Here is a 26,591-nt window from a genome sequence, read left to right as displayed (position 1 = left end):
TGCGGCCTGTCGATCATCCCTGTTTTACTACGGAACCGTTCATGGCCAGCGCTGCAAAAATCTGGGAAAACCTGACGCCCGAAGAGCACGAGCACCAGTACAACCCTCAAAAGGCCTGCCCCGACTTCGCCCGCTACCGCGACCTGCGCGAACCGGCCAACCAGGCGGCGCTCGCCGGCCTCGTCCGGCATGCCGACATCGCCTATGGCGAGCACGAATTGCGCACCCTCGACATCTATCCCGCTCCCGGTGCAGGCCCCCGGCCCGTTCATATCTACCTGCATGGCGGCTATTGGCGCGCCCAGGACAAGGCGAACTACGCCTTCATCGCCGGCATGCTGGTGGAACACGGCATCACTGCCGTCATCATGAATTACGAGCTCTGCCCCGCCTCCACCCTCGACGAAGTGGCCGAATCCGCGCTGGCGGGCGTGGAGTGGGTGTGCCGCAATATCGCCGGCTATGGCGGCGATCCCCGGGCGATCAGCCTGTCGGGCCATTCCGCCGGCGCACATCTTGTGGCTGAAGTGCTCGCCGCCGACTGGTCCGCACGCGGCATCGACCCGGAATGCTTCATCGGCGCCGTCGCCGTCAGCGGCATCTACGATCCCGCGCCCGCCGCGCTCACCAGCGTCAACGGCGAACTTCATCTCACCCCGCAGATCATCGCCAATCGCAATGTCGAGACGCGCCCGCCGCTGGTGGAATGCCCGGTGGTGGTCATGGCGGGCGGCGACGAGCCATGGCACTGGATCGATCAGAGCTTCCGCTATTCACACCACCTGCACCGCCACGGCAGGCAGCCGGAAGTCCATATCCTGCCCAATTACAACCATTTCAACATTCTGATGCCGTTCATGCAGCCGGAAAGCCCCATTGGCGCGGCCATGCTCCGCCTCGCCCGGCCGCGTCAGTGACTTTTGGGAGACCTCTCATGACCGCATCCGACCTCAGCCAGTACCGCCTCAGCGTTTACGATCTCGCCCTCGATGCCCGGCCCGTCACCCTGCCGGTGGGCGGCCCCGCCTTCCTCTATGTCGCCACCGGCACCGCCGAGCTCGACGGCGCGGCGGTCGGCGCCGATGACGGCCGGCTCGTCGGCGGCCCGTTCGGCCTTTCGGGAGACGGCACGGCATGGCTCTATGAATTCGCGCCGGTCGAACGTCCCCTGCTCGAGGGCGAAGGCATCAGCCTCGTCATCTCCCGCCGCCTGCCGCAGGCCTTTTCGGGCGAACGCATCTTCCGCGCCGACCGGGTCGAATCCAATCCCGGCGCCGCGACCCCGCTGCATGGCCATCGCGGCCCCGGCATCAGGCGTCTGCTCAAGGGCCGCCTGATGGCCTATATCGGCGAGGACGTCGACCGCATTGATGCCGGCCATGCCTGGTTCGAAACCGGTGCCGATTGGGTGATCGGCAAGAATGTCCACGACAGCTCCAGCGCCTTCGTGCGCGTCACCATCCTGCCGGCGGAACTGGCGGGCGGCACCTCCTCCTTCATCCCGGCCAATGAGGAGGAAGCCCGAAAGCCCCGCTCGGTCACCTATCGCCTCTTCGGCGAGCAGCCGGCCTGAGCCTGCCGCCGGGATCATTTTTTGCATGAGGAATGCGACTGGTGATCCCGGCGCGATTCGAACGCGCGACCCCAGGATTAGGAATCCTGTGCTCTATCCTGCTGAGCTACGGGACCAGCCGCAGCCGAACTAGCAGCGACGGGCTTCACTTTCAAGCAAAGAACCCCTCCGCTCCGCCCGCCGGGGCCGCAATTTCGCCGGCGATCGCCGCAGGCGGTTGATCCCCGGCCCGGCCTCCGCTAAACGGGTCGGCATCAAGAGGAACGATCAATGCGCGCGGAAACCGAAAAGACCGTAGCCGAAATCGAGCAGGTTCTGACCCTGCTGAGGAGGCATCTTTGACTGGGATACAGCTCAACTTCGCCTCGACGCGCTGAACGCGCAAACCGAATCCCCCGAATTCTGGAACGATCCGGAAAACGCCCGCACCGTCATGCGCGAGCGGGACAATCTCGACGCCGCCGTCACCATGGTGCGCGCGCTGGACACCGGCGTTAGCGACAATGTCGAACTGATCGGGCTCGGCGAGGCCGAGGGCGACGAGGAGATCGTGCGCGAAGCCGAAGAGGCCCTGGCCGAACTCCGGCAGACGGCGCGCCGCACCCAGATCGAAACCCTGCTCTCGGGCGAAGTCGACGGCAATGACTGCTATGTCGAAATCCATTCGGGCGCCGGCGGCACCGAAAGCCAGGATTGGGCCAGCATGCTGCTGCGCATGTACACCCGCTGGGCCGAGCGCCGGAAGATGAAGGTCGAAACCATCGAATTGCACGATGGCGAGGAGGCTGGCATCAAGTCGGCCACCATCCTGGTCAAGGGCCACAATGCCTATGGCTGGATGAAGACCGAGAGCGGCGTGCACCGGCTGGTGCGCATCAGCCCCTATGATTCGGCCGCCCGCCGCCACACCAGCTTTTCCAGCGTCTGGGTCTATCCCGTGGTCGACGACTCCATCGACATCGAGATCCGCGAAAGCGACCTCAAGGTCGACACCTACCGCTCCTCGGGCGCGGGCGGGCAGCACGTCAACACCACGGATTCGGCGATCCGCATCACCCATCTGCCCACCGGCATCATCGTGGCCTGCCAGCAGGAGCGCAGCCAGCACAAGAACCGCGCCACCGCCATGAACATGCTGAAGGCGCGGCTCTATGAGATGGAGCTGCAAAAGCGCGAAGAAGCGGCCAACGCCCAGGCGGCCAGCAAGACCGATATCGGCTGGGGCCACCAGATCCGCTCCTACGTTCTCCAGCCCTACCAGATGGTCAAGGATTTGCGCACCGGCGTCGAAAGCGGCCAGCCTTCGGTCATTCTGGACGGCGACCTCGACGAATTCATGGAAGCCGCCCTCGCCCAGCGGGTCGGCGTGGCCACGGACGTCTCCGAGGACGGTTGAGGTGGTGGCGCAGCAACGCGCCCGCCCAGAGCCTTTCATTGTCAGGCGGACCAGCGCCTTTGCTCCCCTCCCCCTGAGGGCGGGGTGTTCGTTTAGATCGTTTCTGCCTTATCTGGAATCGATGTTTTCTTTTACCGTCACCACCCGGCTTGTCCGGGTGGTCCATGCTTTTTTGCGCCAAAGATGGATTGCCCGGACAAGCCGGGCAATGACGGCGGTGAGACACCGCTTCCGTCAAAAACTGCAATGATCTAGGGCTCTTGGCTCAATTTATCTCCCACACCGGGCTTCCCTCGGGCTTGACCCGAGGGCCTCTATCCACGTGCAGGAAATCCGGGTTTCGGGGTGCCAAGCCCGAGGGCAGCAAAGTGCTTGTGTGGGCCCTTGGAAGGGTGGAGGGCCTTCCGCCCCGCCGCTACGGAGCGTCGTCCGCTCCCACGATCCCGCCCTCGCCTTCCAGCCGCGCGATCTGGCCCGCGTCCTGACGCGTGAATTTCAGCCTTACCCCCGCGCCCATATTCCCGTCCTCGTCGATGAGGACGACGCCGAAATGATCGAAGGCGCGCAGGATAGCCGCTCTTTCCGCCGCCGATCGAAGCCAGGCGCTGCCGGTGGCCTCGATGGCGGTGACCCGGGCGAAGGGCAGCCCGGCTGCCTTGGCGAAATCCTTGCGTCCGATCCCCGCCAGGGCCCGGCCGGCGGAGACGACGCGGCCGGTGATCTTTGTATCCATGGTCAAATTCATGCCTCGCTGCCCGCATTGACCGGCCAAGCCTATTGGCTTTGCGGACAAACGCAATCCCGGCTTCGTTATCCTATGCGCTCAGGCCTCCTGCGAAGACGCGGCCATCCTTCTGGCGGCCACCTCCATCCAGTCCCTCAGCAACCCCTTGTCTTCCTTCGAGAAGCGTGCGCGCTGCTTGAGGTTTTCAAACGTATCCCCCGGATGGCATTGTGCATAATCGGCGGCGATCAGCGCCTCGTAGCGGGCGCGCGTCTCCGGATCGTCCGGGCCGATGGGCTGCCGGAGCCCGTTCGGCGCAATATAGAGTTGCTGTTCGTCCCCCGCCATTTCCGTTCCTCGTTGACCGTCTTGCTGCGCGTCAGGATAGGCCAGCCGCGCGCCCGGACCAACGAGACATATCGTCAGTAGCGCGCCCGCCTGTCCACCAGGCCGGAAAGCGGCTTCGCAGCGCGATAGCGCTCGAGATTTTCAAGAAAGAAACCGGTGACGACGGCCTCGGTATCGGGCGAGCTTCCCGAAATATGCGGTGAGAGCCGCACCTGGGGATGGGCGTAGAGCCAATGTCCCTCCGGCGGCGGCTCGGGATCGGTGACGTCGAGCGTCGCAAGGCCCAGCCGCCCGTCCAGGGCCCGCCGCAATGCTTCGGTATCGATCACCGGGCCGCGCCCGATATTGATCAGATGCGCGCCCGGCTTCACCTGCGCAAACGCCGCATCGTCGAACAGGCCGCGCGTTTCCTCGGTCAGCGGCGTGGCGATGACGATATGGTCGGAACGCTGCAGCAGATGCTCCAGCGGCACGATCTCCACCCTGTCCATGCCGCTCGGCCCCGGCGTTCTTCGAGTTCCCAGCACCTGCATGTCGAAGGCCAGGGCCCGCCGCGCGATCGCCTTGCCGATCTCGCCGAAGCCGACGATGCCCAGCGTCCGTCCGGCCAGCGTGTCCAGCTTCACGGAGTGCCAGCCGCTCCGCTCGCGCGCCCAGATTTCGGGCATGCGCTTGGCCGCGCTCAACACTGCGGCCATCACATATTCGGCGATGGGCGTCGCATAGCCGCCGCGGGTTACCGTCACCTGCGGCACCTGGAAGATCCAGTCGGGATATTTGTCGATCCCGGTCGAGCGCAGATGCACCCATTTGAGATTGAACGGCCAGCCGGCCGGCGCCGGCATGGAGCGGTCCAGCCCGACCGCGCCGCTGTTCTGGTTGACCAGCAGGACATCCGCCTCCGGCGGTATCGTCCACGCCGTCCCGGCGCTGGCCCCCAGGGGCACGAACTTTACCCCCGGCGGCAGGCGGGCGGCGATGCGCTCCCCCAACTCCGGCTCGTATTGGTGAACGATATTCGCGCTCATGGACTCGTTTCATCCAGCCTGACGATGGTGCGGCCGCGGATTTTCCCCGACAGGATTCGTTCCGCCGCCAGCGGCAGTTCCGCAAGGCGGATTTCCTCCACCAGCCCGCCATAAGCGGTCCGGTCGAAGGTTTCGTCAAGCCGTGCCCAGGCCGCGACCCGCGCCGCATAGGGCTGCATGACGCTGTCGATGCCGGCGAGGGTCACCCCGCGCAGGATGAAAGGCAGCACATTGCTCTCCAGCCCTATCCCGCCGGCATTGCCGATGGCGGCAGCCACGCCCCCATATTTCACCTGCCTGAGCGCCTTGGCCAGCACCTTGCCCCCGACATTGTCGATGATGGCGGCCCAGCGCGCCGATTCCAGCGGCTTGTCCGGTTGGGCGAGAAACTCGTCGCGTGGCAGGATATCGGCGGCCCCGAGGGCCTTGAGCGCATCGGCATGTTCGGGCCGGCCCGAAAGGGCGATGCTGCGATAGCCCAGGCGGTGCAACAACGAAATGGCGATGGAGCCGACGCCGCCGGCGGCGCCGGTCACCAGCACCTCGCCATGGTCAGGCCGCACGCCCAGGGCTTCCAGCCGGTCGATGGCGAGCATGGCGGTAAGGCCGGCCGTGCCCAATATCATCGCATCGCGCGTGGTGAACCCCGCTGGCAGCGGCACCAGCCAATCGGCGTCGACACGGGCCCGCTGGGCAAAGCCGCCCCAGCGAACCTCCCCGACCCGCCATCCGGTCAGCACCACCCTGTCGCCTTTTGCATAGCGGTCGTCGGCGCTGTCCCGGACGGTCCCGGCGAAATCGACCCCGGCGACGTGAGGATAGGTCCGCACCAGCCCCCCTCCCCCAGTCAGGCACAGCCCGTCCTTGTAGTTCAGCCCCGCCCACTCGACATCGACCGTGACATTGCCCTCGGGCAGCCGCACCTCGTCCAGGGTCTCCACGCCGGAAACGATGCTGCCATCCTCCTGGCGATGGGTAACGAGCGCCTGAAAACTCATGAAGCCTGTCCTTTCCATTCATCCCGTCCGCGCCGGCGCTCAACCGGCATCGGCCTGGACCTTCCAGTCGTCGCCCCAGGCCTGGACCAGATGGCCGGGGCCGACCTCCCGATATTCGCGAACCGGCGGTTCGTATTCCACCGGGCGGATCGGGCTCTTGATTTCGTCGTTGTTGACCGGCCGCACCTGTTTGCGCCGCGCTGGATCGGGCACCGGCACCGCCGCCATGAGGCGCTTGGTATAGGGATGCTGCGGATTGCTGAAGACCGCCGCCACCGGTCCCTTTTCGACGATCTCGCCCAGATACATCACCGCGACCTGATGGCTGACGCGCTCGACCACCGCCATGTCGTGGGAGATGAACAGGTAGGAGAGCCCGAACTGCTCCTGCAGATCCATCATTAGGTTCACCACCTGCGCCTTGATCGAGACGTCGAGCGCCGAGACGCTTTCGTCGGCGACGATCACCTTGGGGCCGAGCGAGAGCGCCCGGGCGATGCAGATGCGCTGCCGCTGCCCGCCGGAGAACTGCGACGGATAGCGGCTGGCCATCTCGGCCTTGAGCCCCACGCGCTCGAGCAGGTCCATGGCCTTGTCCCGGGCCTCGGCCCTGCTGCCCAGCTTGTGGGTCAGGAACGGCTCGGCGATGGCGTCGCCCACCGAAATGCGGGGATTGAGGCTGGCATAGGGGTCCTGGAAGATCATCTGGATATGCCGCCGCATATCGCGCAGATGCTCCTTGTCGAGCCCCCTGATATCGGTCCCATCGACGCTGACCTCGCCGCTCTGCGGCTCGATCAGCCGCATGATCGCCCGGCCGGTCGTGGATTTGCCGCATCCGGACTCGCCCACCAGGGAGAGCGTTTCGCCGGCCCGCAGGTCGAAGCTGACATTCTCGACCGCATGCACGCGGCCCGAGGGACCGCTGAACAGGCCCCCGGGAATATCGAAGCGCTTGACCAGGTTGCGCACCTGCAGCACCGGTTCGGCGTCATGGCGCACGGTGTCCGGACGCTCCCGCGCCTCGGCCACCAGCCCGGTCTTCCGGTCGAGCACCGGAAAATGCTGCGGACCCTTTTCGCTTCCCTGCCCCAGCCGTGGCACGGCGGCGAGCAGGGCGCGGGTATAGGGATGCCGGGCACGCGCGAAAATCGCCTCCGTGCTGTCCGCCTCGACGGTCTTTCCTTCCAGCATCACCACCGTGCGGTCGGCGATCTCGGCGACCACCCCCATATCGTGGGTGATGAACAGCACGCCCATGCCCTCTTCCTGCTGCAACTGCTTGATGAGTTGCAGGATCTGGGCCTGGATGGTCACGTCGAGCGCGGTGGTCGGCTCGTCGGCGATCAGCAGTTTCGGCTTACAGGCCAGCGCCATGGCGATCATGACGCGCTGGCGCATGCCGCCGGAAAGCGAATGTGGATAATCCTTGAGGCGGGAGGCCGCCGCCGGGATGCGCACCCGGTCAAGCAGCCGCTCGGCTTCCTTCTGCGCCGCTTCGCCCGAATATTGCCCGTGGATGAGCAGCGCCTCGACGATCTGCTTGCCCACCGTCTGCAACGGATTGAGGCTGGTCATGGCTTCCTGGAAGATCATGCCCATCTGCCGGCCGCGCACCGAGCGCATATCCGCCGGCCCGAGGCCCAGAAGTTCGCGCCCGCCCAGCTTCACCGAGCCTTCGATCCGGCTGGTTTCGGGATCGAGCAGCCGCATGATCGAGAGGGCCGTGACGGATTTGCCCGATCCCGATTCCCCCACCACGGCCAGTGTTTCTTCCGCGCCGATATCGAAGCTGACGCCCTTGACGATCTCCACCGGGCCCCGCCGGGTCAGGAACGAGGTTCTCAGATCGCGCACCGACAGCACCGGCTCTGCGGTATCGGCGACGATGACTTGTTCGGCGACTGCGCCCTTGCTGCTCATTGCGCGGCCTCCTATCGGGCGGTCGAGGGGTCGAGCGCGTCGCGGATGGCGTCGCCGACCAGGTTGAAGGAGAGCACCACCAGCGTGATGGCGATGCCCGCGCCGATGATCGGCCATGGGGACCCGAACAGGCTGTTGAGCCCGTCGCGGATGATGTTGCCCCAGCTCGGATTGGGCGCCCGCGTGCCGATGCCCAGAAAGCTCAGCGAGGCTTCGATGCGGATGGCCGAGGCGACCCATAGCGTCATCAGCGCGATGATGGGCGCCATGATGTTGGGAATGACGTGGCGCACGATGATGACCGGGGTGCGCACCCCGACCGCGATGGCCGCCTCGACATAGGGCTCCTGCTTCACCGAAAGGGTCTGGGCCCTCGCCACGCGGGCGAAGCCGGGAATGAAGGCGACGGTGATGACGGCGATGATGTTCCAGAACCCCCCGCCCAGCACTGCCGCGATGAGAATGGCCAGCAGCAGTTCGGGAAAGGCCAGTAGCAGGTCGATGACCCGCGAGATGATCCGGTCGACAACGCCGCCGAAATATCCCGCGATCACCCCCAGCAGAGTGCCGAAGAAAGCGGCCAGGATCGGCGAGATGAAGCCGAACAGCAGCGAGTTGCGCGATCCGTAGATCAGCCGGCTCAGCACGTCGCGGCCGAACTGGTCGGTGCCGAGCCAGTTTTCCTCGCTGGGCAGGCGGTTGATCTTGGTGATCGACTGGGACAGCGGATCGTAGGGCGCGAGCCACGGCGCCAATAAGGCGATGAGCACGAAAATGATGATGACCACGGTGGCCAGGGCCGTCTCCGGCCTGCCGAACAGGATCTTGCGCACTTTTTCGACGGCGCTGTCCTCGGCGGGCACGACGGCGGTGTTTTCTGCAGCTACGGACATTCTATTTCACCCGCACTCGAGGATCGACAATGACATAGACGAGGTCCATCAGCAGGTTGATGAGCACCACGAAGCCGGCGAAGACCAGCACCCCGCCCTGGATGACCGCATAGTCGCGCTGGGCGATCGCATCGATCAGCAGCCGGCCGATGCCGGGCCTGTTGAAGACCAGTTCGATGGCGACGGAGCCCGACAGGGTCGAAAGCAGGCTGAGGCCGAGGCCGGTCGAGATGGGCAGCATCGCGTTGCGCAGGCCGTGCCCGTAGATGACCCGGTTTTCCTTGGCGCCCTTGGCGCGGGCGGTGCGCACATAGTCCTTGCTCAGCACTTCGAGCAGGCTGGCCCGGGTCAGCCGGCCGAGGAAAGCCGCCTTGACGAAGGCCAGCGTCAGCGCCGGCAGGAAGATATGGTGCAGTCGGCTGACCAGGTCGGTGCCTGCCCCGTTGATCGGGAACCAGCCCATATTGAGCGAAAAGGTGATCAGCAGCAAAGCGCCCAGGAAGAAGTCGGGAATGGCGTAGCCGATCAGCGAGAACAGCCGCACGCCGGTATCGGGCGCCTTGTTGCGGTTGGTCGCCGCGAACACGCCCAGCGGAATGCCCGCCACGATGCCCATGATCATGGCGGCGAGCGTCAGTTCGATCGTATAGGGCAGGTTCTGCGCGATCAGCGTCAGCACCGGCGTGTTGCTGAGCAGCGAACGCCCGAAATCGAGCGTCAGCACGCCACCGAGAAAATTGAAATATTGCTGCCATAACGGCACGTTGAGCCCCATCCGCTCCCGGAATTCCGCCAATTGCTCGGGCAAGGCGGCGTCGCCCAGGGCAGCCAGCGCCGGGTCGCCCGGCAGAATGCGCATCGCGATGAAAACCAGCGTCAGCACCAGCAGCAATGTCGGGATCGCGTCGGCGAGTCGGAGCAGAAGATATCGGGCCATGATTGCACCGTCATTTGAGGCCGGGCCCCGGAGGGAGCCCGGCCATGGTAAGATTTAAGCCGTCTTGGTGGCGCGATGGAACCGCCAGCGGGCATAACCGCTCTCGACCGGATAGCCGAGATCGACCTTGCCGCTGCGCACGGCGGTGAAGCCCAGCGTCGACAGCCCGATCAGCGGCAGGTCGCGCAGCACCTGCAATTCGATCTGCTTGCAGCGGTCGAGATAAGTCTCGTAATCCGTCGCCGACAACGCCTCGTCGAGCAGATCGTCGATGCCCGGCATGGCGACCCCGTAATGGCTGTAATTGCCGCCACCGGACCCGTCCGCCTTCACTTCCGACCCCGAAGCCAGTTGCTGGAAGTAGATCTGGGTGGGAATCGGCGGATAGCTCGACGAATGCATCGCCAGGGTGTTTTTATCCGAGCGATTGTCGGCGTGATAGGCCGTATGGTCGATGATCTGCAGGTTCATGTTGAACCCGGCAAGACGCAATTGCTCCTGCACGATCAGCATGGTGGAGGAATAGTCCTCGCGCTGGCTGCACAGGGCGTCGAAGGCGATGCCGTCGGGATAACCCGCCTCGGCCAGCAAGGCCTTGGCCTTTTCCGGGTCGTAGGGATATTGCAGCTCCTCGGGCAGGTCCTCGATCTTGAAGCCCGCCGGGAAGAAGTCCGGCTGCAGGCCGGCCATGGTGCCGCCCATCGGTGCCAGCGCCTGCGCCACTGCCGGGCGGTCGATGGCATGCATCAGCGCCTGCCGCACCTTGAGGTTGTCGAAGGGCGCGCGGGTCAGGTTGACGTGCAGGGTGTTGAACGAGCCCGGCGTCGTCATGTCGATCTGCAAGGTCGGGTCGCGCTGGAGGATGGAATCGATCCAGCCCGGGGCCCGCACCGCCTCGATGATGTCGACATTGCCCGAGAGCAGGGCCAGCGTGCGTGCGGTGGTATCGGCGATATAGACGCACTCGACCTTGGCGATCTTGGCCTTTTCGCCCCAGTAATCCTCGTGGCGCACGAGACGGGTGCCGAATTCGGGGTCGAACTCCACCAGTTCGTAAGGCCCGGTTCCCACCGCATCGGTCGCGAAAGCCTCGGCCCCGATTTCCTCATAGGCCTTTTTCGAGACGATGGAGGTGTTGTTGTTGAAGATCGAGGTGCCGAGCAGGTTCACGTCCGGCTGCTTGAGCGTGATGGTGATATCGTAGGGACCGTCCGCGACGACGCTTTCGATATTGGAAAGAATGGTGCGGTTGGTGCCTTCCTTCATGGCGCGCTCATAGGAAAACACCACGTCCTCGGACGTCATCTCGCCATAGCCGCGATGGAACTGTACCCCTTCGCGCAGCTTGAAGGTCCAGGTCCTGGCATCCTCCGACTGCGACCATTCCGTGGCCAGGGTCGGCAGATATTCCTCCGGAGCGAGCGCGAAGCGCCCGTCATCGGGGCGGACGAGCTGCTCGTAGATCTGCTCGGTCGCCCAGTTGTCCGAACCCTGGGTCGTCAGGTTCGGATCGGAATGGCGCGGGCCGTTTGCCGCGATCCCCATCCGGATCGTATCGGTGTCCTGCGCTCGCGCGGAGCTGATGCCGAACGCGGTCAGCGCGGTGGTCGCGGCGGCCAGTTCGATGAAATTGCGTCTGTTCAAAGTCATGGGTCTCCTCCTCCCGGGTTGGTCGGCGCCGGATCGTTCCGGCGCTGATGAATTCAGGCCTTCGTGGCCCGATGCAGCCGCCAGCGCGCATAGCCGCTCTCGACCTCGTAGCCCAGGTCGACCCGCGGATTGCGCAGGATGGTGTAGGACAGCGTGGAAAGGCCGATCAGCGGCAGGTCGCGCAGCACCTGCAATTCGATCTCGCGGCACAACTCGACATATTTGTCGTAGTTCGTGGCGCTCAGTGCCTGCTCGAGCAGATCGTCGACGCCCGGAATGGTCACGCCGTAATGGCTGTAATTGCCCCCGCCCGATCCGTCGGCCTTCACTTCGGCCTTCGAATAAAGCTGCTGGATATAGATCTGCGTGGGAATCGGCGGATAGCTCGACGCATGCATGGCCAGCGTATTCTTGTCCGAGCGATTGTCGGCATGATAGGCCGTGTGGTCGCCGATGATGAGGTTCATGTTGAACCCGGCGAGGCGCAATTGCTCCTGCACGATCAGCATGGTGGAGGAATAATCCTCGCGCTGGCTGCACAGCGTGTCGAAGCTGATGCCATCGGGATAGCCTGCCTCGGCCAGCAGTTCCCGGGCCCGTTCCGGACTGTAGGTGTAGCGGAGCTCTTCGGGCAGGTCCTCGGTCTTGAGCCCCGGCGGGAAGAAGTCGGGCTGCAATCCGACCAGCATGCCGCCCATCGGCGCCAGCGCCTGCGATACCGCTTCCCGGTCGATGGCATGCATCAGCGCCTGCCGGACCTTGAGGTTGTCGAAGGGCGCGCGGTTGAGATTGACATGCAGGGTGTTGAAGGACCCCGGCACCGTCATGTCGACCAGCATGCTGGGATCGCGCTGCAGGATGGAATCGATCCAGCCCGGCGCCCGCACTGCCTCGATCATGTCCACCTGGCCCGAGACCAGGGCCAGCGTCCGCGCCGTGGTGTCGGCGATATAGAGGCACTCGACATTGCCGACCTTGGCCTTTTCGCCCCAATAGTCCTCGAAGCGCTTGAGATAGGTGCCGCTCTCCGAATCGTAGCGCACCAGCTCATACGGCCCGGTGCCCACGGCATCGGTGGTGAAGGCCTCCGCGCCGATCTCCTCATAGGCCTTTTTCGAGACGATATTGGTGTTGAGCGAGAATACCGTGGTGCCGAGGAAATTCACGTCCGGAGCCGCGAGCGTGAACACCACCTCATACGGCCCGTTGGCCACCGCGTCGGCGACATTCGCCATGATGACCCGGCCGGTGCCGACCTCCTTGGCCTTGAGATAGGTGAAGACCACGTCTTCCGACGTCATCTCGCCATAGCCGCGATGGAACTGCACGCCTTCGCGCAGCTTGAAGGTCCAGGTCTTGGCGTCGTCCGACATCGACCATTCGGTGGCCAGAACCGGCAGATATTCCTCGGGTGCCAGGGCGAATCGGCCGTCATCGGGCCGCACGAGCTGTTCGTACATCTGCTCGGTCGCCCAGTTGTCCGGCCCCTGCGTGGTCAGGTTCGGGTCGGAGTGGCGCGGCCCGCCCGCCGCCAGGGCGATGCGGATCGTGTCGTCGTCCTGCGCCCTCACCGCTGGAATGCCCAAGGTCGTCAGCGCCGTGCCGGCGGCTGCGAGGCCCATGAAATTGCGGCGGTTCATCGCCATTGTCGTCTCCTCTGTTCGTCCTGTGTTCGGATTATCCGACGCGCCGCCGATCGAGTTCGGCATCGATCAGGTCGAGGCCGAGCCCCGGCCCGGATGGAATCTGGAATTTGCCGTCGGCGGGCTTTGGCGGGTTGCGGAATCCGGGATGCATGCGCGTATCCGGATCGGCGAACTCGGCCGGCTTGGTCAGGTGCATGATGGTGGCCAGCACATGCAGGTTGGCCACATGCCCGATCGTGGGCTGGGTCTGGTGGGGCACCAGTTCGACCCCGTGCGCATAGGCTATGGCGGCGCACTGCATCAGCCCGGTGATGCCGCCCATCTTGACGATATCGGGCTGCACCATGCGGACGCCCGCATTGATGATGTCGACCAGCGCCTGGGTGGTGTAGGTCTGCTCGGCGGCCGAAACGGTGATGTCGAGCCGTTGGGCCACCTCGCCCATGCCGCGCACGTCATAGTGCTGCACCGGCTCCTCGAACCAGATATAGCCCAGCTCTTCGAGCGCGCGGCCGACGCGGATGGCGCCGCCGACCGAATATTGGTTATTGGCGTCGAAGGCGAGCGGGAAGTCGTCGCCCACCAGCTTGCGGACCGCCTTGGCCTTGGCGATATCGCCCGGAATATCGTAGTCCTGCCGGGTCCTGTCGCCGTCCCAGCGAATTTTGATGGCCGCCGGCTTTTCGGTCTGCCAGCGCTGCTCCACCACCCGCACCACTTCATCGACGGTACGGTTGGCATTGCCGCCGATGGAGGCGTAGAACGGCACTTCGGTGCGCCAGGCACCGCCCAGCAGCTTGTAGATCGGCAGGTCGAACAGCTTGCCCTTGAGGTCCCAGAGGGCGATGTCGAGCGCCGCCAGCGCGCCGGTCACCGTGCCTTCCGGGCCGAGCTTCACGTAACGGTGCAACAGGCGATCGTAAATCACTGCATGATCGAGCACATCCGCGCCCACCAGCGAGGCCGCCGCGTCGCGCAGCACCCAGAGCGAATGCTCGCCGCCATGCATGGGCGACGCCTCGCCATAGCCCACCAGGCCGTCTTCCGTCGTCACCCGCACGAAGGCGGTGCGCCGGCCCGGCGGATCGCCGGGATTCCAGGCCACCTGAAAGGCATCGACCGACTTGATGATAGACGCTTTGGCCATGACGGCCCTCCTTAGACCGAAGAAACGAGAATTGTTTCCAGATGCCCCCGAACCGGGGACGGGAACGGCGCTGGCCGCTGCTGCCGGGGATCGACGAAGACGTGCACGAAATGTCCGTCGGCGGCGGCTTCGTCATTGCCGTTGATGAAGGCTCCCAGGCCGTAGCGCACCGATGAGGTGCCGATGCGCTCGACCCGCAGGCCCATTTCCAGCCGGTCGGTGAAGACGATTTCGCGGTGGAAGCGGCAGCCGCTCTCCGCGACGACCATCGCGGCATCCGCGCCCAGCCCCAGCTCGCGTTCGTGCAGGAAGCCCAGGACCGCACTGTCGAAGAACTCGTAATACCGGGCATTGTTGACGTGCCCGAATATATCGATGTCGTTCCAGCGCAAGGTGATCTGGGTGAACCAGCGGAAAGCCTCGCGCCGGGCCGGCGGCGGTCGTGCCGTCACGACGGCAGAATCCGGGGCGCGGCCGCGCGGGCGTCCTCACCGATCATGAAGCGAAACTCCTCTCTGTCCGGGCCGATTCTTGCGTCGGCCTGCTGCGATAACCCGGCTACCTTACACTGATTGCATCCGTATGCAACCATGCATATATCCTATATTGCATCTGATTGCAGCCATTTCATCAGATGTTCCGCCACCGCGACCACGACCCCGTCCTGGTTGGTGATCTCGATGTCTGCGACCGAGCGATTGCGCTCCGCATCGACGTTTTTGACGCGATAGGTCACCGTCACCGCGTCGCCGAAAAACACGGGCGCGACGAAGCGCATCCGGTCATAGCCGAGCGACACCGGAGTGGTGGCATTGCCCTTCGTCCGGGCCTCGCGGATCGCCCTCGTGCCGGCAGCGGACATGTAGCCCACGAGCAGGGCGCCGTGGGCGATGGGCTTGCCGAAACTCGACTTCGCCATGAAATCGGGGTCGGTATGGGCCTCGTAGTCGTCGCCGCTGAGCCGCGCGAAGGTCGCGACGTCTTCGGCGCTGACCGTGGTGGTGAAAGAGGTCAGCAGACCGCTGACCGACTGGGTCCAGTCGCTAGCCATAGATTTGTGTTCTCCTGAAGCTGGCCGCCGGTTCGCCATCGGCAAAAAGCACTTCTTCGGAGACGAAATAGTGCTTGCCCTTGCGCTCATAGGTCTGGGCGATGCGGCCGGCCGTCCGGATGGTCTGCCCGGGGAAGACCGGGCGGAAATGCTGCGTCTCCGCCTCGACCAGCACGACCGCCGCCGGAAATTTCCAGCCGGAATTGACGTCGCCCATGGCGGTTCTCATCAGCATGCCGGAATGGACGAAGCCCGGATCGGCATAGAGCGGATGCCGCTCGGCGAAGGCCCGCAGCGAGACCTCGAAGTCTTCCCTGGTCAGGATGCGCTCGCGGCTGTGCAGGGGCGCCCCGACCGGCAATTGGCCGGCGGCCACGGCGGGCGGGCGGTCCGGAACCGGCAGGAAATCCAGCCCGGCGCCGTCCGGCGCCGCCACCGGCGCGTGCGGCAGGGCGATCCAGCCCGTCGCCACCTCGTCGCCATCGCCGTTGCGGACGCTTACCGGACTGCGCAGCGCCGCGCCGTCATCTTCGAGCGCGCCGGTGAAAACCGTAATGTCCTCATGATTATAGACGGGTCTCTTGAAGCGTGTCGACATGGCGCCGCGCGCCACCCAGTCTTCGCCCCAGGCATTCAGCGCGGCGCGGCTGACATGACCATAGACAAAGGCCCCGGGAATGAGCGCCGCCTTGTAGCCGCGTGCCCGCGCCACGTCGTCGTCATGGATCGAGCCTTTATAGTGCGGCGCATCGTCCAGCAGGATATGGACGGTGAACTCTCCCGGAAAGCGGGGCTGCTGGCTTTCGGTGCTCATGCGCCCTCCAGCGGCTCGGTCGCCATGGCGTCGCTGGCCTCTATGGCGACGATCTCGTCGGGCGACAGTTTCAGTATGGTCTCGAGCACGTGCCGGTTATGGCGGCCAAAGGGCGGTGCGGACCGCAATTGCGCGCCCGGGGTCAGGCTGAGATGGATGGGAAGCCCGGGGTGCCGATGCCGTCCGGCATCCGGATGGTCGAGCTCGGTGAAGAACCCGCGATGGGCGAGATAGGGGTCCTCCGCCAGATCCTTGGGAGTCTGGACCGGCGCCGCGGCCACGCCCTGCGCCTGCAGGCGGGAGGCCAGTTCGTGCTTGTCGTGCCGCGCCGTCCAGGAAGCGATGATGCGGGTGAGTTCGCCCTCATTGTCGCGCCGGCGCCCGAGGCTGGAAAACCGCGGGTCCTCCGCCAGCTCCGGCGTCCCCATGGCCTCGCACAGGCGCCGCCACTGCTGCTCGTCCAGCGCCGCGATGGCGATCCACTGGTCCTCGCCCCGCGCCGGAAAGGCATCGTGCGGGCTGGCGAACTCGACCCGATTGCCGTTGGGTTCCGGATCGGCGTCGGTTTCCCCCGCCTTGAGGATTTCGGCGCCGATCAATTGCATCGCCGCCTCGACCTGGGGAACCTCGACATATTGCCCCTGCCCCGTCCGCTGGCGATAGACCAGCGCGGTCAGGATGGCCGCGGCGGCATTGAAGCCGCCGATGGGGTCGAGATAGGATGGTCCCGTCACTTCCGGCTGGCCGCCCGGATATCCGATCATCGCCGACATGCCGGTCGCCATTTCCATGGTCGGGCCCAGCGCCGCATATCCCGACATGGGGCCGAACGTCCCGAAGGCGGGCAGCTCCGCGACGATGATGTCGGGCTTGATGCTGGTGAGGCTCTGATAGTCGAGCCCCAGCTTTTTCAGCGTCCCCGGGCGGAAATTGCACACCACCACGTCGGCGACGGCGACGAGGCGCCGCAGCGTCGCCCTGCCCTCCTCGGTCTTCAGGTTGAGGATGCAGCTCAGCTTGTTGACGTTCTGCGAGTTGAACAGGAACGACCTGTCGTACCAGCGGTCGCCTGGCTTGAAATCCGGGAAATTGATCGGATTGGGCTTGTCCTTGTTGAGGCGCCAGGAATTGACCCGGTTGGGCGCCTCGACATGGATCGACTCCGCGCCCAGATAGGCCAGCACCCGGCCCGACATCGGCCCAGCCCAGGCCGTGGTCAATTCGATGACCCTCAGGCCTTCGATGGGCCGCCCGCCCACGCTGCCGGCGTCCGGCAGGGATGGCGCGGGCCAGGACGGAACGGCTCCCTCGCCCAGCGCCGGCGCTCCGCCCTGCAATTGGCGCGGCGCCGCGCCGAGCCGGAAAGCCGGACCCAGCACTCTTTTCCCATTCACTTCGTCCCAATAGTCGCGGGCCGCGAGATGACGGTTCCCGATCAGCTCGGACGGACGATACGCCTTGGCCGCGATGACCTGCGCCTGTTGCAGGATCTCGACCAGATCCTCGGCAGGCATCTGCGAGACCTTGGCCTGGATGATGGCGAACAGCGCCTCCCAGTTCTCGCGCCTGATCGCGGGGTCGGCGAACCGGGCGTCGAACTCCAGCTCCAGCAGGTCGAGCGCCTTGAGCAGCGCATGCCAGCGGAAATTATAGACCCAGATGCAGACCCAGCCATCGCGGCACAGCACCTGTCCCGCCTGCACCGCCTGCTCCGTGCGCTGGCGCACCGTGCCGTTATAGATATGCTGCATGACATAGGGGAAGCACATCGAAGCCGCGGTCTCGGCGGCATCGATCCTGACGACCTGGCCCCGCCCGATATTCTCCCTTGCATAAAGCGCCGCCAGAGCGCCGATATAGGCGCCTACCCCGCTGGCCAGCGCCGCGCGATTGCCGGTTCCGAACAGCGGCTCGCGGCCCCCCGCGCCATTATTGTGCATCATGCCGGAAAGCGCCTGCAGCACGATTTCCGGCCCCTGCCAGCCGGCCCGCGGCCCCTCGGAGCCGAACAAGGATGGCTGGACCACCACGCAATGGGGGTTGTCCTCGCTGATGGCGTCCGGATCGACGTCGGGAGGCAGGATCGCGACGTCGGCGCCGGCCAGCATCGTCCGCAAGGTGGCGGCGCCTTCCTCGCTGTCGCGATCGAGCGCCAGCGACTGCTTTCCGGTGTTGAGGTGGAAGAACAGCAGCGATTCTCCCGAGCTGGAGAACGGTGCCATCCGCCGCACCGGCGAGCCTGCCGATGGCTCGACCAGCATCACCGATGCTCCATGATCCGCGAACAGCCGGGCGCAATACTGGCCAGCAAGACTGTCCGAAAAATCGATGATGCGCAGATGGCCCAAGGCGCCACTCATCCGGCCTCTCCCTTTGCAATGCCGTTTTTGCGCGCCGCTTCCCCGCCTCCCGGAAGGGCTGTGCAGCCGCCTTAAAAATACGATAGGATATTCTTGCATCCGGATGCAAGGCATCTTTGCATTCGTATGCACAACTCCTGTTCATGGAGGTGTCGCTTGGGTGCGCATCTCGCTAGAGGCTTTCACTGCCAAGCGGATCAGCGCCTTCTTGCTCCCCTCCCCCTTGAGGGGAGGGGTCGGGGGTGGGGGTCCTTCGGTGATCCGTCAGATCCACCCCCTCCCCAACCCTCCCCTCAAGGGGGAGGGAGCGCTGGTCGCCGCCTTGAAGGGAGTGTTTACTTTGGACGCTCTTGGTTTGATCGTCGTTGTCCACACCAACGCTGCGCTGGCCAGGGAGCCCCGAAACCCGGGTTTCTTGCACGTGGACAGAGGCCCTCGGGTCAAGCCTGAGGGAAGCCCGGTGTGGGGGGGGGTAAATTGAGCTAAGAGCCCGAAATGAACACTTCCCTTGAGGGGATCAAGGCAACGATTCCGCCTGACGAGGAAAGGCTCTAGGATTGCGACGGGGCAGACGGGGAGACGACATGGACAATACGGAGCCGGAGCAGCCGATTGCGCGATCCCGGCCGATCACGGCGCGGGAGTTGGCGCGCCGTCTGGGCGTCAGCCAGTCGGCGATATCGCGGGCCTTTACGCCCGGCACCTCCATTTCGCCGGCGATGCGGCAGCGCATCCTGCGGGGGGCGGAGGAATTCGACTATCATCCCAACGCCATCGCCTCCATGCTCTCGACCCGCCGCAGCAACATCGCCGGGATCGTGGTGTCGGAAATGCAGAACCCGTTCTACCCCACGCTAATCGAGAAGCTGTCGCGCGAATTGCAGCGCGAGGGTCTGCAAAGCCTGATGTTCAACATCACGCGCGGCTCCAATATCGAGGAGCAACTGGTCGCCCTGCGCAAATACAATGTCGATGCGGTCGTGGTGATATCGGCCACGGTGCTGTCCGGCGCCTCGTTGCGCTGGGCCACGGAGGGGCGCGCGGCGGTGCTGGTCAATCGGACCATTCCGGATCTCCCCCTGACATCGGTGAGCTGCGACAATGTCGAGGGGTCCCGGGCCATCGCCGACCATTTCCACGCCATCGGCCGGCGCAATGTGGCGTTTGTCGGCGGCCTGCCCCACACCACCACCAATCTCGAACGCCAGAACGCCTTCATCTCCCGGGTGGCGGAGCTGGGCATGACGCTGACCCACGCGGTTTCGGGAGGAGAATACAGCTATGAGGCCGGCTACCGGGCGGCCATGGAAATCGGCAGGTCCCGGAACGTCGATGCCGTATTTTTCGCCAACGACATTCTCGCCATCGGCGGCTTCGATGCGTTCCGCGACGGGCTGGGGCTGCGCATCCCCGAGGATATCGCCATTGCCGGCTTTGACGATATCGCCATGTCCCGCTGGCCGCGCTACTCCCTCACCACCTTCCGCCAGCCGGTCGATGCCATCATCGAAAAGACCATCCAGCTCATCAACGAGCAATTGGCGCCGGGACGCTATCTGCCGACGCAGCATGCCCTGAGCGGCGATCTGCTGATCCGCCGCTCCAGCGTGGGCGATCTGGCGTCCGAGACGATCGGGCCGTTCCGCACCTGATCGTTCGGATCATCCCGGGTTCAGGCCGGTTCCGGCCGCTCCGCCGTCTTCGGCGAAAGCGCCTTCACCACGTCACTGCGATATATTTCGCCTCGCAGAATTCGAGGATGCCGTGATGGGCGCCCTCGCGGCCGAGACCGCTCTGCTTGACGCCGCCGAACGGCGCCGCCGGATCGGAGGCAAGGCCGCGATTGAGCCCGATCATGCCGGCTTCCAGCTTTTCGGAGACCCGCAGTCCCCGGGCCAGATCCTCGGTGAACACATAGGCGATGAGCCCGTATTCGGTATCGTTGGCCCGCGCGATCACCTCTTCCTCGCTTTTGAAGCTGGCCAGCGGGGCGATTGGCCCGAAAATTTCATCGCGCACCAGAGGCGAGCTGGAGGGAACGTTCTTGAGCACGGTGGGGGGATAATAATAGCCTTCGACGTCCAGCTTCTTGCCGCCGGTCAGGATGCTGGCGCCCTGCCCTGCTGCCTCGTCCACCCAGGAGCCGATGCGCTCGAGCGCATCCTGGTTGACCAGCGGGCCGCATTGCACCCCCTTTTCATAGCCCGGGCCCACCTTCAGGGCCGCCATGCGCTCGGCCAGTCCGTTGGCGAAGGCGTCCATGATGCCTTCCTGCACATAGAAGCGGTTGGCGGCGGTGCAGGCTTCCCCGCCATTGCGCATCTTGGCCACCATGGCGCCGTCGAGCGCCTTTTCGAGGTCCGCATCGTCGAAGACGATGAAGGGCGCATTGCCGCCCAGTTCCATCGAGCACGAGATGATCTGGTCGGCCGCCTCGCGCAGCAGCTTGCGGCCCACCTCGGTCGACCCGGTGAAGCTGAGCTTGCGGACGCGCGGATCGTGCAGCATGGCGCTGACGGTGGCTCCGGATTTCGATGTGGTCAGCACATTGACCACGCCGTCGGGCACGCCCGCATCGCGGTAGATTTCGGCCAGCGCATAGGCCGTCAGCGGCGTCTCCGTCGCGGGCTTGAGCACGCAAGTGCACCCGGCGGCCAGTGCCGGCGCGATCTTGCGGGTCGCCATGGCGGCGGGGAAATTCCACGGCGTCACCAGCACCGAAACCCCGATGGGCTGGTATTGCACCAGGATGCGGTTGGCCCCACCCGGGGCGACCGACACCTCGCCATTGAGCCGCACCGCCTCTTCCGAGAACCAGCGGAAGAATTCGGCGGCATAGGCGACCTCGCCCTCGGCATCGGGCAGCGCCTTGCCGTTTTCCAGGCTGATCAGCTCGGCCAGCATCTGCTTGCGCTCGATCATCAATTCGAAACAGCGCCGCAGGATTTCCGAGCGGCGGCGCGGCGGGGTGGCCGCCCAGGCCGGGCCGGCTTCATGGGCGGCCGTCACCGCCGCAAGGGCGTCCTCTTCCGAGGCGTCGGCCACGCTGGTGATGACGCGGCCCGTGGACGGATCGGCGACGTCGAGACGGTTGCCGGTGGAGCCCTTGCGCCACTTGCCTGCGATGAACAGATCGTTGGGCAGCGCGGACGGATCGAAGGAGAGGGAGGAAGTCTTGTTCATCTGTTGGCCTTGAATTCGAAAATGTCGTCGTCAGTGCGCCAGGGTGCCATCATAGGCCGCTCGCAGCAGCAGGTCCAAGCCGGCGCGGTCGATGGGGCGCGGATTGTTCTTGATCAGCCGGTTGGCCGCCAGGGCCTGTTCGGCGATCCAGGGCAGGTCGTCGGGCTTCACGCCGATATCGGCAAGGCTGCGCGGAATGTCGATCTGCCGGAGCATGCCGGCGATGCCGGCAATGCCGGCATCGGCCGCCGCGGCATCGTCGTCCCCCTCCCCGGCAAAACCGAGGACGCGGCCGATAGTGGCGATTTCGGCCTCGACCACCTCGCGGTTGAACTCCAGCGCATAGGGCAGCATCAGCGCCACGCCCACCCCATGGGCAGTGTGGGTGACGGCGCCGACCGGATATTGCACGGCATGGCACACCGAAGTGCCGGCCGAGCCGAAGGCGAGGCCCGCCTGCAGGGCGCCCAGCATGACCGCCGAGCGGGCCTCGATATCGCTGCCGTCGCGCACCGCTGCCACGAGGCCCCGCCCGATATTGCCGATGGCGGCGAGCGCATGGCTGTCGGTCAGCGCATTCTTGCCCACGAAGACATGCTCATGGGTCATGCCCGGCGTGGGCGGGCGCACCGCCGTGGTAAAAGCCTCGATGGCGTGGACCAGCGCATCGGCGCCCGACACCGCCGTCAGCCCGGCCGGGCAGGTCAGGGTCAGTTCCGGATCGCAGATCGCCGTATCGGGAATGAGATAGGGGCTGGAAATTCCCACCTTCACCGCACGGTCGGGGTCGGCGACCACCGCCACCGGGGTCGCCTCCGAGCCGGTGCCGGCCGTGGTCGGCACCGCCACCAGCGGCAGCACCCGTCCCGGCACCTTGAACTCGCCATAGTAATCGCTGATCGCGCCGCCATGCGCGCACAGCAGCGCGATCACCTTGGCCGCATCCATGCAGCTACCCCCGCCCAGGCCCACAATGACCTCGGCACCGGCCTCCTGCGCCTTTTTCACCCCGGCATGGATGCACTCGGCGGGCAGTTCCGCCTCCACGCCGGCAAAGACCGCCACCTTCGATCCGGCCGCGGCCAGGTCCGCCAGCAGGGCGCGGACGCTGGGCTCGCTTTCGAGGCGCGCATCGGTGACCACCAGCACGCTCTTGCCCAGGGCCGCCACATAGCCCGGCAGGGCGGCGCGCTGTCCATTTCCGAATACGATATTGCGAGGCGAGCGAAGTGCGCCGAACATGTTCTAGTCCTTGATGCTTTCGGCCGGTCCGGCCAGTTCCCGCAGGCGCGACCAGGTCACGTCCGCAATCTCGATGCCCTCCGCCAGGGCTTTCTGGCGCAGAAGCCGCCCGCGCTCTCCCGGAATGCGCACGCCCTCGAAGCCGTCCGCCGGCGCTTCGTTGCGCAGCAGCTCGACGAAATGCGCGACGGGCGCCAGTTCCTGGTCGATGACGATGAACAGATCGGCCTTGGTGCAGGGCTCGGTGGAATCGAGCGTGCCCTTCACCTCCCGGCCGATGGCCGATCCGGCCAGCGCCGTCAGCAGCAGCTCGAAGGCGAGGCCCAGCGCATAGCCCTTGGGGCCGCCGAACGGGGCGATGGCGCCGTCCCGGGCCGCGGCGGCATCCGTGGTCGGGTTGCCCTCGCCGTCGAGCGCCCAGCCGGGCGGAATGGGCGCGCCGCGATTGGCGTGATCGTGGATTTCCCCCATCGAGACGAGGCTGGTCGCGGTGTCCATCATGAAGATGCCGTCGCCCGTGGGCAGCCCGATGGCGATGGGATTGGTGCCGATCATGGCGCGCCGCCCGCCCCAGGGATGCACCAGCGCCTCGCTGGTCGAAAAGGCGATCAGGCACTTTCCCGCCTCGGCCACCCGGTCGGCGTAAAAGCCCAGCATGCCGATATGGTTGGCATTGGCGACGGCGGCGACGGCCACCCCCTGTTCGGCCGCGCGCGCGCTGATGGCATCGATGGCCGCCTGCGCCACCACCGGCCCCAGCCCCTGTTCGCCATCCACCCTCAAGAAGCCCGGCGCGGTCCATTCGTGCCGGCCCCGCGTCACCGGATCGGCGACGCCGTTCGCGATGCGCTCCACCAGCCGCGGCAGCCGCAGCAGCCCGTGCGAGACGATGCTGCGCATCTCCGCGTCCAGCAGCAGATCGCGCTGCAGCACGGCATTCTCCGCCGGTACCCCGGCAGCCGCCAACAAGCGATCAGCAACCTCGCTGGCCTGGTCGATGGAAACTAGGGGCATGGTCGAAACACTCTTTTTTGGGGCAACCGCATCGGTATCCGGCTCCATCCGGCGCGCATTCTTTACCGAAACCGCCGGAACGCCATTCCCCGGCACTACCCGTATATCCTATATTATTCTTGCATTGGATATAGGATCGTTCGGAAAGCCAAGTCAAACCAATTCCGTGCTTGCCCACATTCGCGCCGAGAATGCTATAGGATACACGACAGCTCCCCGACGGTTGCAACCAAGGACAGACAAGTGCCGACGTCCCCGACCCAGCCCTCCACGGCCATCAAGCGTCCGCCCCGCCTGGGCGACGAGGTGTACAACACCATCTATGCGCAGCTGATGAGCCAGAAGATCCTGCCCGGCAGCCGCATTTCCATCGATCATCTGGCGCGTGAGCTCGGTGTGTCGCAGACGCCGATCCGCGAGGCCCTGTCGCGGCTCGAGGCGCAGGGGCTGGTGGTCAAGGCTCACCTCATCGGGTTCAGCGCCGCCAGCCAGATGGACCGCACGCGGTTCGACCAGCTCTATGAGTTGCGGCAATTGCTCGAGCCGTTTGCCGCCCGCAAGGCCGCCACGCTGATGACGCAAGAGCAGTTCGACACCCTCAAGCGCATGGCCCGGGAAATGGCCCGGCGCGGCGACGGGGAGAAGGTGAGCTATAGCGAGTTCGCGCGGCTCGACAGCCAGTTCCACGATCTCATCGCCCAGGCCGGCGGCAACGACCTGGTGCACGAGACCCTGGCCAATCTGCACACCCATGTGCATCTTTTCCGCCTGTTCCACCACCAGCAGGCGGCATCCGACGCCAATGCCGAGCATGCCGAATTGATCGCCGCGCTCGAAGCGCAGGACCCCGACCGGGCGGAGCGGGCCATGCGCGTCCATATCGAGCGCTCCTATGGCCGGTTCAGCTCCTATTTCGACGACTGATCGCGCCCCGCCCCGCCACCCCCGATCGCGCCCTGTTTGATCGGGGTCAATGTCGGTTCCGCCATTGGCGCTAGACAGGCGGCATGCTGATTTCAGGCCGCCGCCATGACCCCTGACCTGTCCGACCTCATCGCGCGCCATTCCGCGCCGGTGCCGCGCTACACCAGCTATCCCACCGCGCCGCATTTCCATGCCGGCATCGGCGGCGATACCTATGCCGGCTGGCTGCGGGCCCTGCCCCGGTCGGCCACCATTTCGCTCTATCTGCACATCCCCTATTGCGACCGGCTGTGCTGGTTCTGCGGCTGTCATACCAAGCACACCCTGCGCTACGAGCCGGTGGCCGACTATCTGCTGGCCCTCAACGCCGAGATCGACTGGGTATCGCACCAGCTCGCCGGGCGCGGGCGGGTGACGGCGATCCACCTGGGCGGCGGCTCGCCCACCCTGCTGACGCCTGCCGACATGCAGGCGCTGAAAGCCCGCCTCGCCGCCCGTTTCGCCATCGATCCCGAGGTGGAGATCAGCATCGAGATCGACCCCAACGATCTCGATGACGGGCGCTATGACGCCATGGCCGAATTCGGCCTCACCCGCGCCAGCATCGGCGTGCAGGATTTCGATCCGGTGGTGCAGAAGGCCATCAACCGGCTGCAGAGTTTCGAGCAGACCCGGGCGGTGGTCGACGCCATGCGCGCCCGCGGCGTCCACTCGGTCAATCTCGACCTCGTCTATGGCCTGCCCTTCCAGACCGAGGCCGGCATCGCCCGGACCATCGAGGCGGCCCTGTCGCTGGCGCCGGATCGCGCCGCGCTGTTCGGCTATGCCCATGTTCCCTGGATGAAGCCGCACCAGAAGATGATCCCGGAAGCGGCCCTGCCCGATGCCGCCGCCCGTTTCGCCCAGGCCGGGCTTGCGGGCGAACTGTTCGTCGCGGCGGGCATGGAGGCGGTCGGCTTCGACCATTTCGCCCGGCCCGGCGATACCCTCGCCATCGCCGCCCGCACGGGCCGGCTGCGGCGCAATTTCCAGGGCTACACCGACGATGCCGCCGATGCCCTGATCGGCCTGGGCGCTTCCGCCATCGGGCAGTTGCCGCAGGGCTACGTACAGAACATCACCCCGACGGGCGACTACCGCAAGGCGGTGCTGGCCGGCGGACCCGCCATCGCCAAGGGCTTTGCCCTGGACGCGGACGACAGGCTGCGCGCCCACGCCATCGCCACCCTGCTCTGCCATTTCCGCCTAGCCCCGCGGGATCTGGCCGATTTCGGCGCAGCCGGCGCGGCCCTGCTCGACGACGCCGCGGCGCTGGCCCGTGCCGATGCGGATGGCCTGACGGCGATGGAAGACGGCGTCTTCACCGTCACCCGGCGCGGCCGCCCCTTCGTGCGCAGCATCGCCGCCCGCTTCGACGCCTATCTCGGCACCGGCACCGCCCGCCATTCGCAGGCGGTTTAGAGCCTTCATTGTCAGGGGAACCGTTGCCTTTGCTCCCCTCCCCCTTGAGGGGAGGGGCCGGGGGTGGGGGTCCTTCGGTGATCCGCCAAACCCACCCCCGAAAAAACCCTCCCCTTGAGCGGGAGTGTTTATTTTGGACGCTGCTGGTTTGATCGTTGTCGTCCACACCAACGCTGCGCTGCCCTCGGGCGTGACCCGAGGGCCGGCCTGGGAGCCCCGAAACTCAAGTTTTTTGCGTGTGGACAGAGGCCCTCGGATCAAGCAACCGTGGATCAGCTT

The 26,591-nt window shown here is 65.6% G+C and carries 23 protein-coding genes and 1 tRNA gene; 6 read left to right on the top strand and 18 right to left on the bottom strand.

The annotated features are described in order from the left end of the window. Positions 1-41 precede the first annotated feature (41 nt). Positions 42-917, top strand: coding sequence for an alpha/beta hydrolase (locus ACFOOL_RS12820; RefSeq protein ID WP_380097529.1), 876 nt, complete (start codon positions 42-44; stop codon positions 915-917). Positions 918-934: 17 nt separating this feature from the next. Next, complete coding sequence (locus tag ACFOOL_RS12815) at positions 935-1,573, top strand: hypothetical protein (protein WP_380097528.1); 639 nt, start codon at positions 935-937, stop codon at positions 1,571-1,573. 39 nt (positions 1,574-1,612) lie between these two features. Here ACFOOL_RS12815 and ACFOOL_RS12810 read toward each other — a convergent pair. Then, positions 1,613-1,689, bottom strand: a tRNA-Arg gene (locus ACFOOL_RS12810). Between the two features lie 154 nt (positions 1,690-1,843). On the opposite strand from ACFOOL_RS12810, the gene prfB reads away from it, so the two are divergent. Beyond that, a protein-coding gene (gene prfB / locus ACFOOL_RS12805; protein WP_380097527.1) for a peptide chain release factor 2 occupies positions 1,844-2,969 on the top strand; the annotation gives its coding sequence in 2 pieces (ribosomal slippage) (positions 1,844-1,912 and positions 1,914-2,969; 1,125 coding nt in all). A gap of 415 nt (positions 2,970-3,384) precedes the next feature. On the opposite strand, the gene ACFOOL_RS12800 is transcribed toward prfB, so the two are convergent. The 14 genes from ACFOOL_RS12800 to ACFOOL_RS12735 form a co-directional block, all read right to left on the bottom strand. Next, positions 3,385-3,702 (bottom strand): XRE family transcriptional regulator, encoded by a 318-nt coding sequence (locus ACFOOL_RS12800; protein ID WP_380097526.1) that lies wholly within the window; start codon positions 3,700-3,702, stop codon positions 3,385-3,387. Between the two features lie 90 nt (positions 3,703-3,792). Continuing rightward, a complete protein-coding gene (locus ACFOOL_RS12795) occupies positions 3,793-4,041 on the bottom strand; it encodes a hypothetical protein (RefSeq protein ID WP_380097525.1) in 249 nt (82 codons plus the stop codon). Positions 4,042-4,115: 74 nt separating this feature from the next. Further along, positions 4,116-5,069, bottom strand: a complete 954-nt coding sequence (locus ACFOOL_RS12790; protein WP_380097523.1) for an NAD(P)-dependent oxidoreductase — start codon at positions 5,067-5,069, stop codon at positions 4,116-4,118. Next, a complete protein-coding gene (locus ACFOOL_RS12785) occupies positions 5,066-6,067 on the bottom strand; it encodes an MDR family oxidoreductase (protein ID WP_380097522.1) in 1,002 nt (333 codons plus the stop codon). Before ACFOOL_RS12785 ends, ACFOOL_RS12790 begins: the two co-directional genes overlap by 4 nt. 39 nt (positions 6,068-6,106) lie before the next feature. After that, positions 6,107-7,990 (bottom strand): ABC transporter ATP-binding protein, encoded by a 1,884-nt coding sequence (locus ACFOOL_RS12780; RefSeq protein ID WP_380097521.1) that lies wholly within the window; start codon positions 7,988-7,990, stop codon positions 6,107-6,109. Positions 7,991-8,001: 11 nt separating this feature from the next. After that, entirely contained in the window at positions 8,002-8,883 is an 882-nt protein-coding gene (locus ACFOOL_RS12775) for an ABC transporter permease (protein ID WP_380097519.1), read from the bottom strand. A 1-nt stretch (position 8,884) separates the two neighbouring features. Then, positions 8,885-9,820, bottom strand: a complete 936-nt coding sequence (locus ACFOOL_RS12770; RefSeq protein WP_380097518.1) for an ABC transporter permease — start codon at positions 9,818-9,820, stop codon at positions 8,885-8,887. A gap of 54 nt (positions 9,821-9,874) precedes the next feature. Then, positions 9,875-11,470, bottom strand: a complete 1,596-nt coding sequence (locus ACFOOL_RS12765) for an ABC transporter substrate-binding protein (RefSeq protein WP_380097516.1) — start codon at positions 11,468-11,470, stop codon at positions 9,875-9,877. A gap of 53 nt (positions 11,471-11,523) precedes the next feature. Next, entirely contained in the window at positions 11,524-13,116 is a 1,593-nt protein-coding gene (locus ACFOOL_RS12760; protein ID WP_380097515.1) for an ABC transporter substrate-binding protein, read from the bottom strand. 31 nt (positions 13,117-13,147) lie between these two features. Further along, positions 13,148-14,263, bottom strand: a complete 1,116-nt coding sequence (locus ACFOOL_RS12755; protein ID WP_380097513.1) for a mandelate racemase/muconate lactonizing enzyme family protein — start codon at positions 14,261-14,263, stop codon at positions 13,148-13,150. 11 nt (positions 14,264-14,274) lie between these two features. After that, complete coding sequence (locus ACFOOL_RS12750) at positions 14,275-14,715, bottom strand: acyl-CoA thioesterase (RefSeq protein WP_380097512.1); 441 nt, start codon at positions 14,713-14,715, stop codon at positions 14,275-14,277. A 149-nt stretch (positions 14,716-14,864) separates the two neighbouring features. Then, positions 14,865-15,314, bottom strand: coding sequence for a MaoC family dehydratase (locus tag ACFOOL_RS12745; RefSeq protein WP_380097510.1), 450 nt, complete (start codon positions 15,312-15,314; stop codon positions 14,865-14,867). After that, a complete protein-coding gene (locus ACFOOL_RS12740) occupies positions 15,307-16,128 on the bottom strand; it encodes a hypothetical protein (protein ID WP_380097508.1) in 822 nt (273 codons plus the stop codon). Before ACFOOL_RS12740 ends, ACFOOL_RS12745 begins: the two co-directional genes overlap by 8 nt. After that, complete coding sequence (locus ACFOOL_RS12735; protein WP_380097506.1) at positions 16,125-18,488, bottom strand: CaiB/BaiF CoA transferase family protein; 2,364 nt, start codon at positions 18,486-18,488, stop codon at positions 16,125-16,127. The genes ACFOOL_RS12740 and ACFOOL_RS12735 overlap by 4 nt, the downstream gene beginning before the upstream one ends. A gap of 584 nt (positions 18,489-19,072) precedes the next feature. Here ACFOOL_RS12735 and ACFOOL_RS12730 point away from each other — a divergent pair. Beyond that, positions 19,073-20,140 (top strand): LacI family DNA-binding transcriptional regulator, encoded by a 1,068-nt coding sequence (locus tag ACFOOL_RS12730; RefSeq protein WP_380097504.1) that lies wholly within the window; start codon positions 19,073-19,075, stop codon positions 20,138-20,140. Positions 20,141-20,204: 64 nt separating this feature from the next. Here the strand turns inward: ACFOOL_RS12730 and ACFOOL_RS12725 are convergent, their stop codons facing one another. From ACFOOL_RS12725 to ACFOOL_RS12715, 3 genes are read right to left on the bottom strand one after another with little or no spacing between them, the layout of a single operon-like run. After that, the gene (locus tag ACFOOL_RS12725; RefSeq protein ID WP_380097503.1) at positions 20,205-21,671 is read right to left on the bottom strand and encodes an NAD-dependent succinate-semialdehyde dehydrogenase; all 1,467 of its coding nucleotides are present in this window, start codon (positions 21,669-21,671) and stop codon (positions 20,205-20,207) included. 30 nt (positions 21,672-21,701) lie between these two features. After that, a complete protein-coding gene (locus ACFOOL_RS12720; protein WP_380097502.1) occupies positions 21,702-22,913 on the bottom strand; it encodes an iron-containing alcohol dehydrogenase in 1,212 nt (403 codons plus the stop codon). 3 nt (positions 22,914-22,916) lie between these two features. Then, entirely contained in the window at positions 22,917-23,927 is a 1,011-nt protein-coding gene (locus ACFOOL_RS12715; RefSeq protein ID WP_380097501.1) for an Ldh family oxidoreductase, read from the bottom strand. Positions 23,928-24,170: 243 nt separating this feature from the next. Here ACFOOL_RS12715 and ACFOOL_RS12710 point away from each other — a divergent pair, with 243 nt between their 5' ends. Further along, positions 24,171-24,851 carry a GntR family transcriptional regulator gene (locus ACFOOL_RS12710; protein WP_380097500.1) on the top strand — a complete coding sequence of 227 codons (681 nt, stop codon included), beginning with the start codon at positions 24,171-24,173 and terminating at the stop codon, positions 24,849-24,851. A gap of 105 nt (positions 24,852-24,956) precedes the next feature. Beyond that, positions 24,957-26,312 (top strand): oxygen-independent coproporphyrinogen III oxidase, encoded by a 1,356-nt coding sequence (hemN, locus tag ACFOOL_RS12705; RefSeq protein WP_380097499.1) that lies wholly within the window; start codon positions 24,957-24,959, stop codon positions 26,310-26,312. Positions 26,313-26,591: the final 279 nt, after the last annotated feature.

It is taken from the genome of Devosia honganensis (assembly GCF_042648785.1).
GTDB classification, from domain to species: domain Bacteria; phylum Pseudomonadota; class Alphaproteobacteria; order Rhizobiales; family Devosiaceae; genus Devosia; species Devosia honganensis.
This window is presented reverse-complemented; position numbering and strand designations above follow the sequence as displayed.

Coding starts and splice junctions, on each gene's coding strand:
- ACFOOL_RS12735 (WP_380097506.1), bottom strand. CDS start 18,488: ATGAGTGGCGCCTTGGGCCATCTGCGCATCATCGATTTTTCGGACAGT.
- ACFOOL_RS12760 (WP_380097515.1), bottom strand. CDS start 13,116: ATGGCGATGAACCGCCGCAATTTCATGGGCCTCGCAGCCGCCGGCACG.
- ACFOOL_RS12775 (WP_380097519.1), bottom strand. CDS start 8,883: ATGTCCGTAGCTGCAGAAAACACCGCCGTCGTGCCCGCCGAGGACAGC.
- ACFOOL_RS12755 (WP_380097513.1), bottom strand. CDS start 14,263: ATGGCCAAAGCGTCTATCATCAAGTCGGTCGATGCCTTTCAGGTGGCC.
- ACFOOL_RS12730 (WP_380097504.1), top strand. CDS start 19,073: ATGGACAATACGGAGCCGGAGCAGCCGATTGCGCGATCCCGGCCGATC.
- ACFOOL_RS12765 (WP_380097516.1), bottom strand. CDS start 11,470: ATGACTTTGAACAGACGCAATTTCATCGAACTGGCCGCCGCGACCACC.
- ACFOOL_RS12720 (WP_380097502.1), bottom strand. CDS start 22,913: ATGTTCGGCGCACTTCGCTCGCCTCGCAATATCGTATTCGGAAATGGA.
- ACFOOL_RS12785 (WP_380097522.1), bottom strand. CDS start 6,067: ATGAGTTTTCAGGCGCTCGTTACCCATCGCCAGGAGGATGGCAGCATC.
- ACFOOL_RS12740 (WP_380097508.1), bottom strand. CDS start 16,128: ATGAGCACCGAAAGCCAGCAGCCCCGCTTTCCGGGAGAGTTCACCGTC.
- ACFOOL_RS12790 (WP_380097523.1), bottom strand. CDS start 5,069: ATGAGCGCGAATATCGTTCACCAATACGAGCCGGAGTTGGGGGAGCGC.
- ACFOOL_RS12780 (WP_380097521.1), bottom strand. CDS start 7,990: ATGAGCAGCAAGGGCGCAGTCGCCGAACAAGTCATCGTCGCCGATACC.
- ACFOOL_RS12725 (WP_380097503.1), bottom strand. CDS start 21,671: ATGAACAAGACTTCCTCCCTCTCCTTCGATCCGTCCGCGCTGCCCAAC.
- ACFOOL_RS12800 (WP_380097526.1), bottom strand. CDS start 3,702: ATGGATACAAAGATCACCGGCCGCGTCGTCTCCGCCGGCCGGGCCCTG.
- ACFOOL_RS12795 (WP_380097525.1), bottom strand. CDS start 4,041: ATGGCGGGGGACGAACAGCAACTCTATATTGCGCCGAACGGGCTCCGG.
- ACFOOL_RS12745 (WP_380097510.1), bottom strand. CDS start 15,314: ATGGCTAGCGACTGGACCCAGTCGGTCAGCGGTCTGCTGACCTCTTTC.
- ACFOOL_RS12815 (WP_380097528.1), top strand. CDS start 935: ATGACCGCATCCGACCTCAGCCAGTACCGCCTCAGCGTTTACGATCTC.
- ACFOOL_RS12770 (WP_380097518.1), bottom strand. CDS start 9,820: ATGGCCCGATATCTTCTGCTCCGACTCGCCGACGCGATCCCGACATTG.
- hemN (WP_380097499.1), top strand. CDS start 24,957: ATGACCCCTGACCTGTCCGACCTCATCGCGCGCCATTCCGCGCCGGTG.
- ACFOOL_RS12715 (WP_380097501.1), bottom strand. CDS start 23,927: ATGCCCCTAGTTTCCATCGACCAGGCCAGCGAGGTTGCTGATCGCTTG.
- ACFOOL_RS12820 (WP_380097529.1), top strand. CDS start 42: ATGGCCAGCGCTGCAAAAATCTGGGAAAACCTGACGCCCGAAGAGCAC.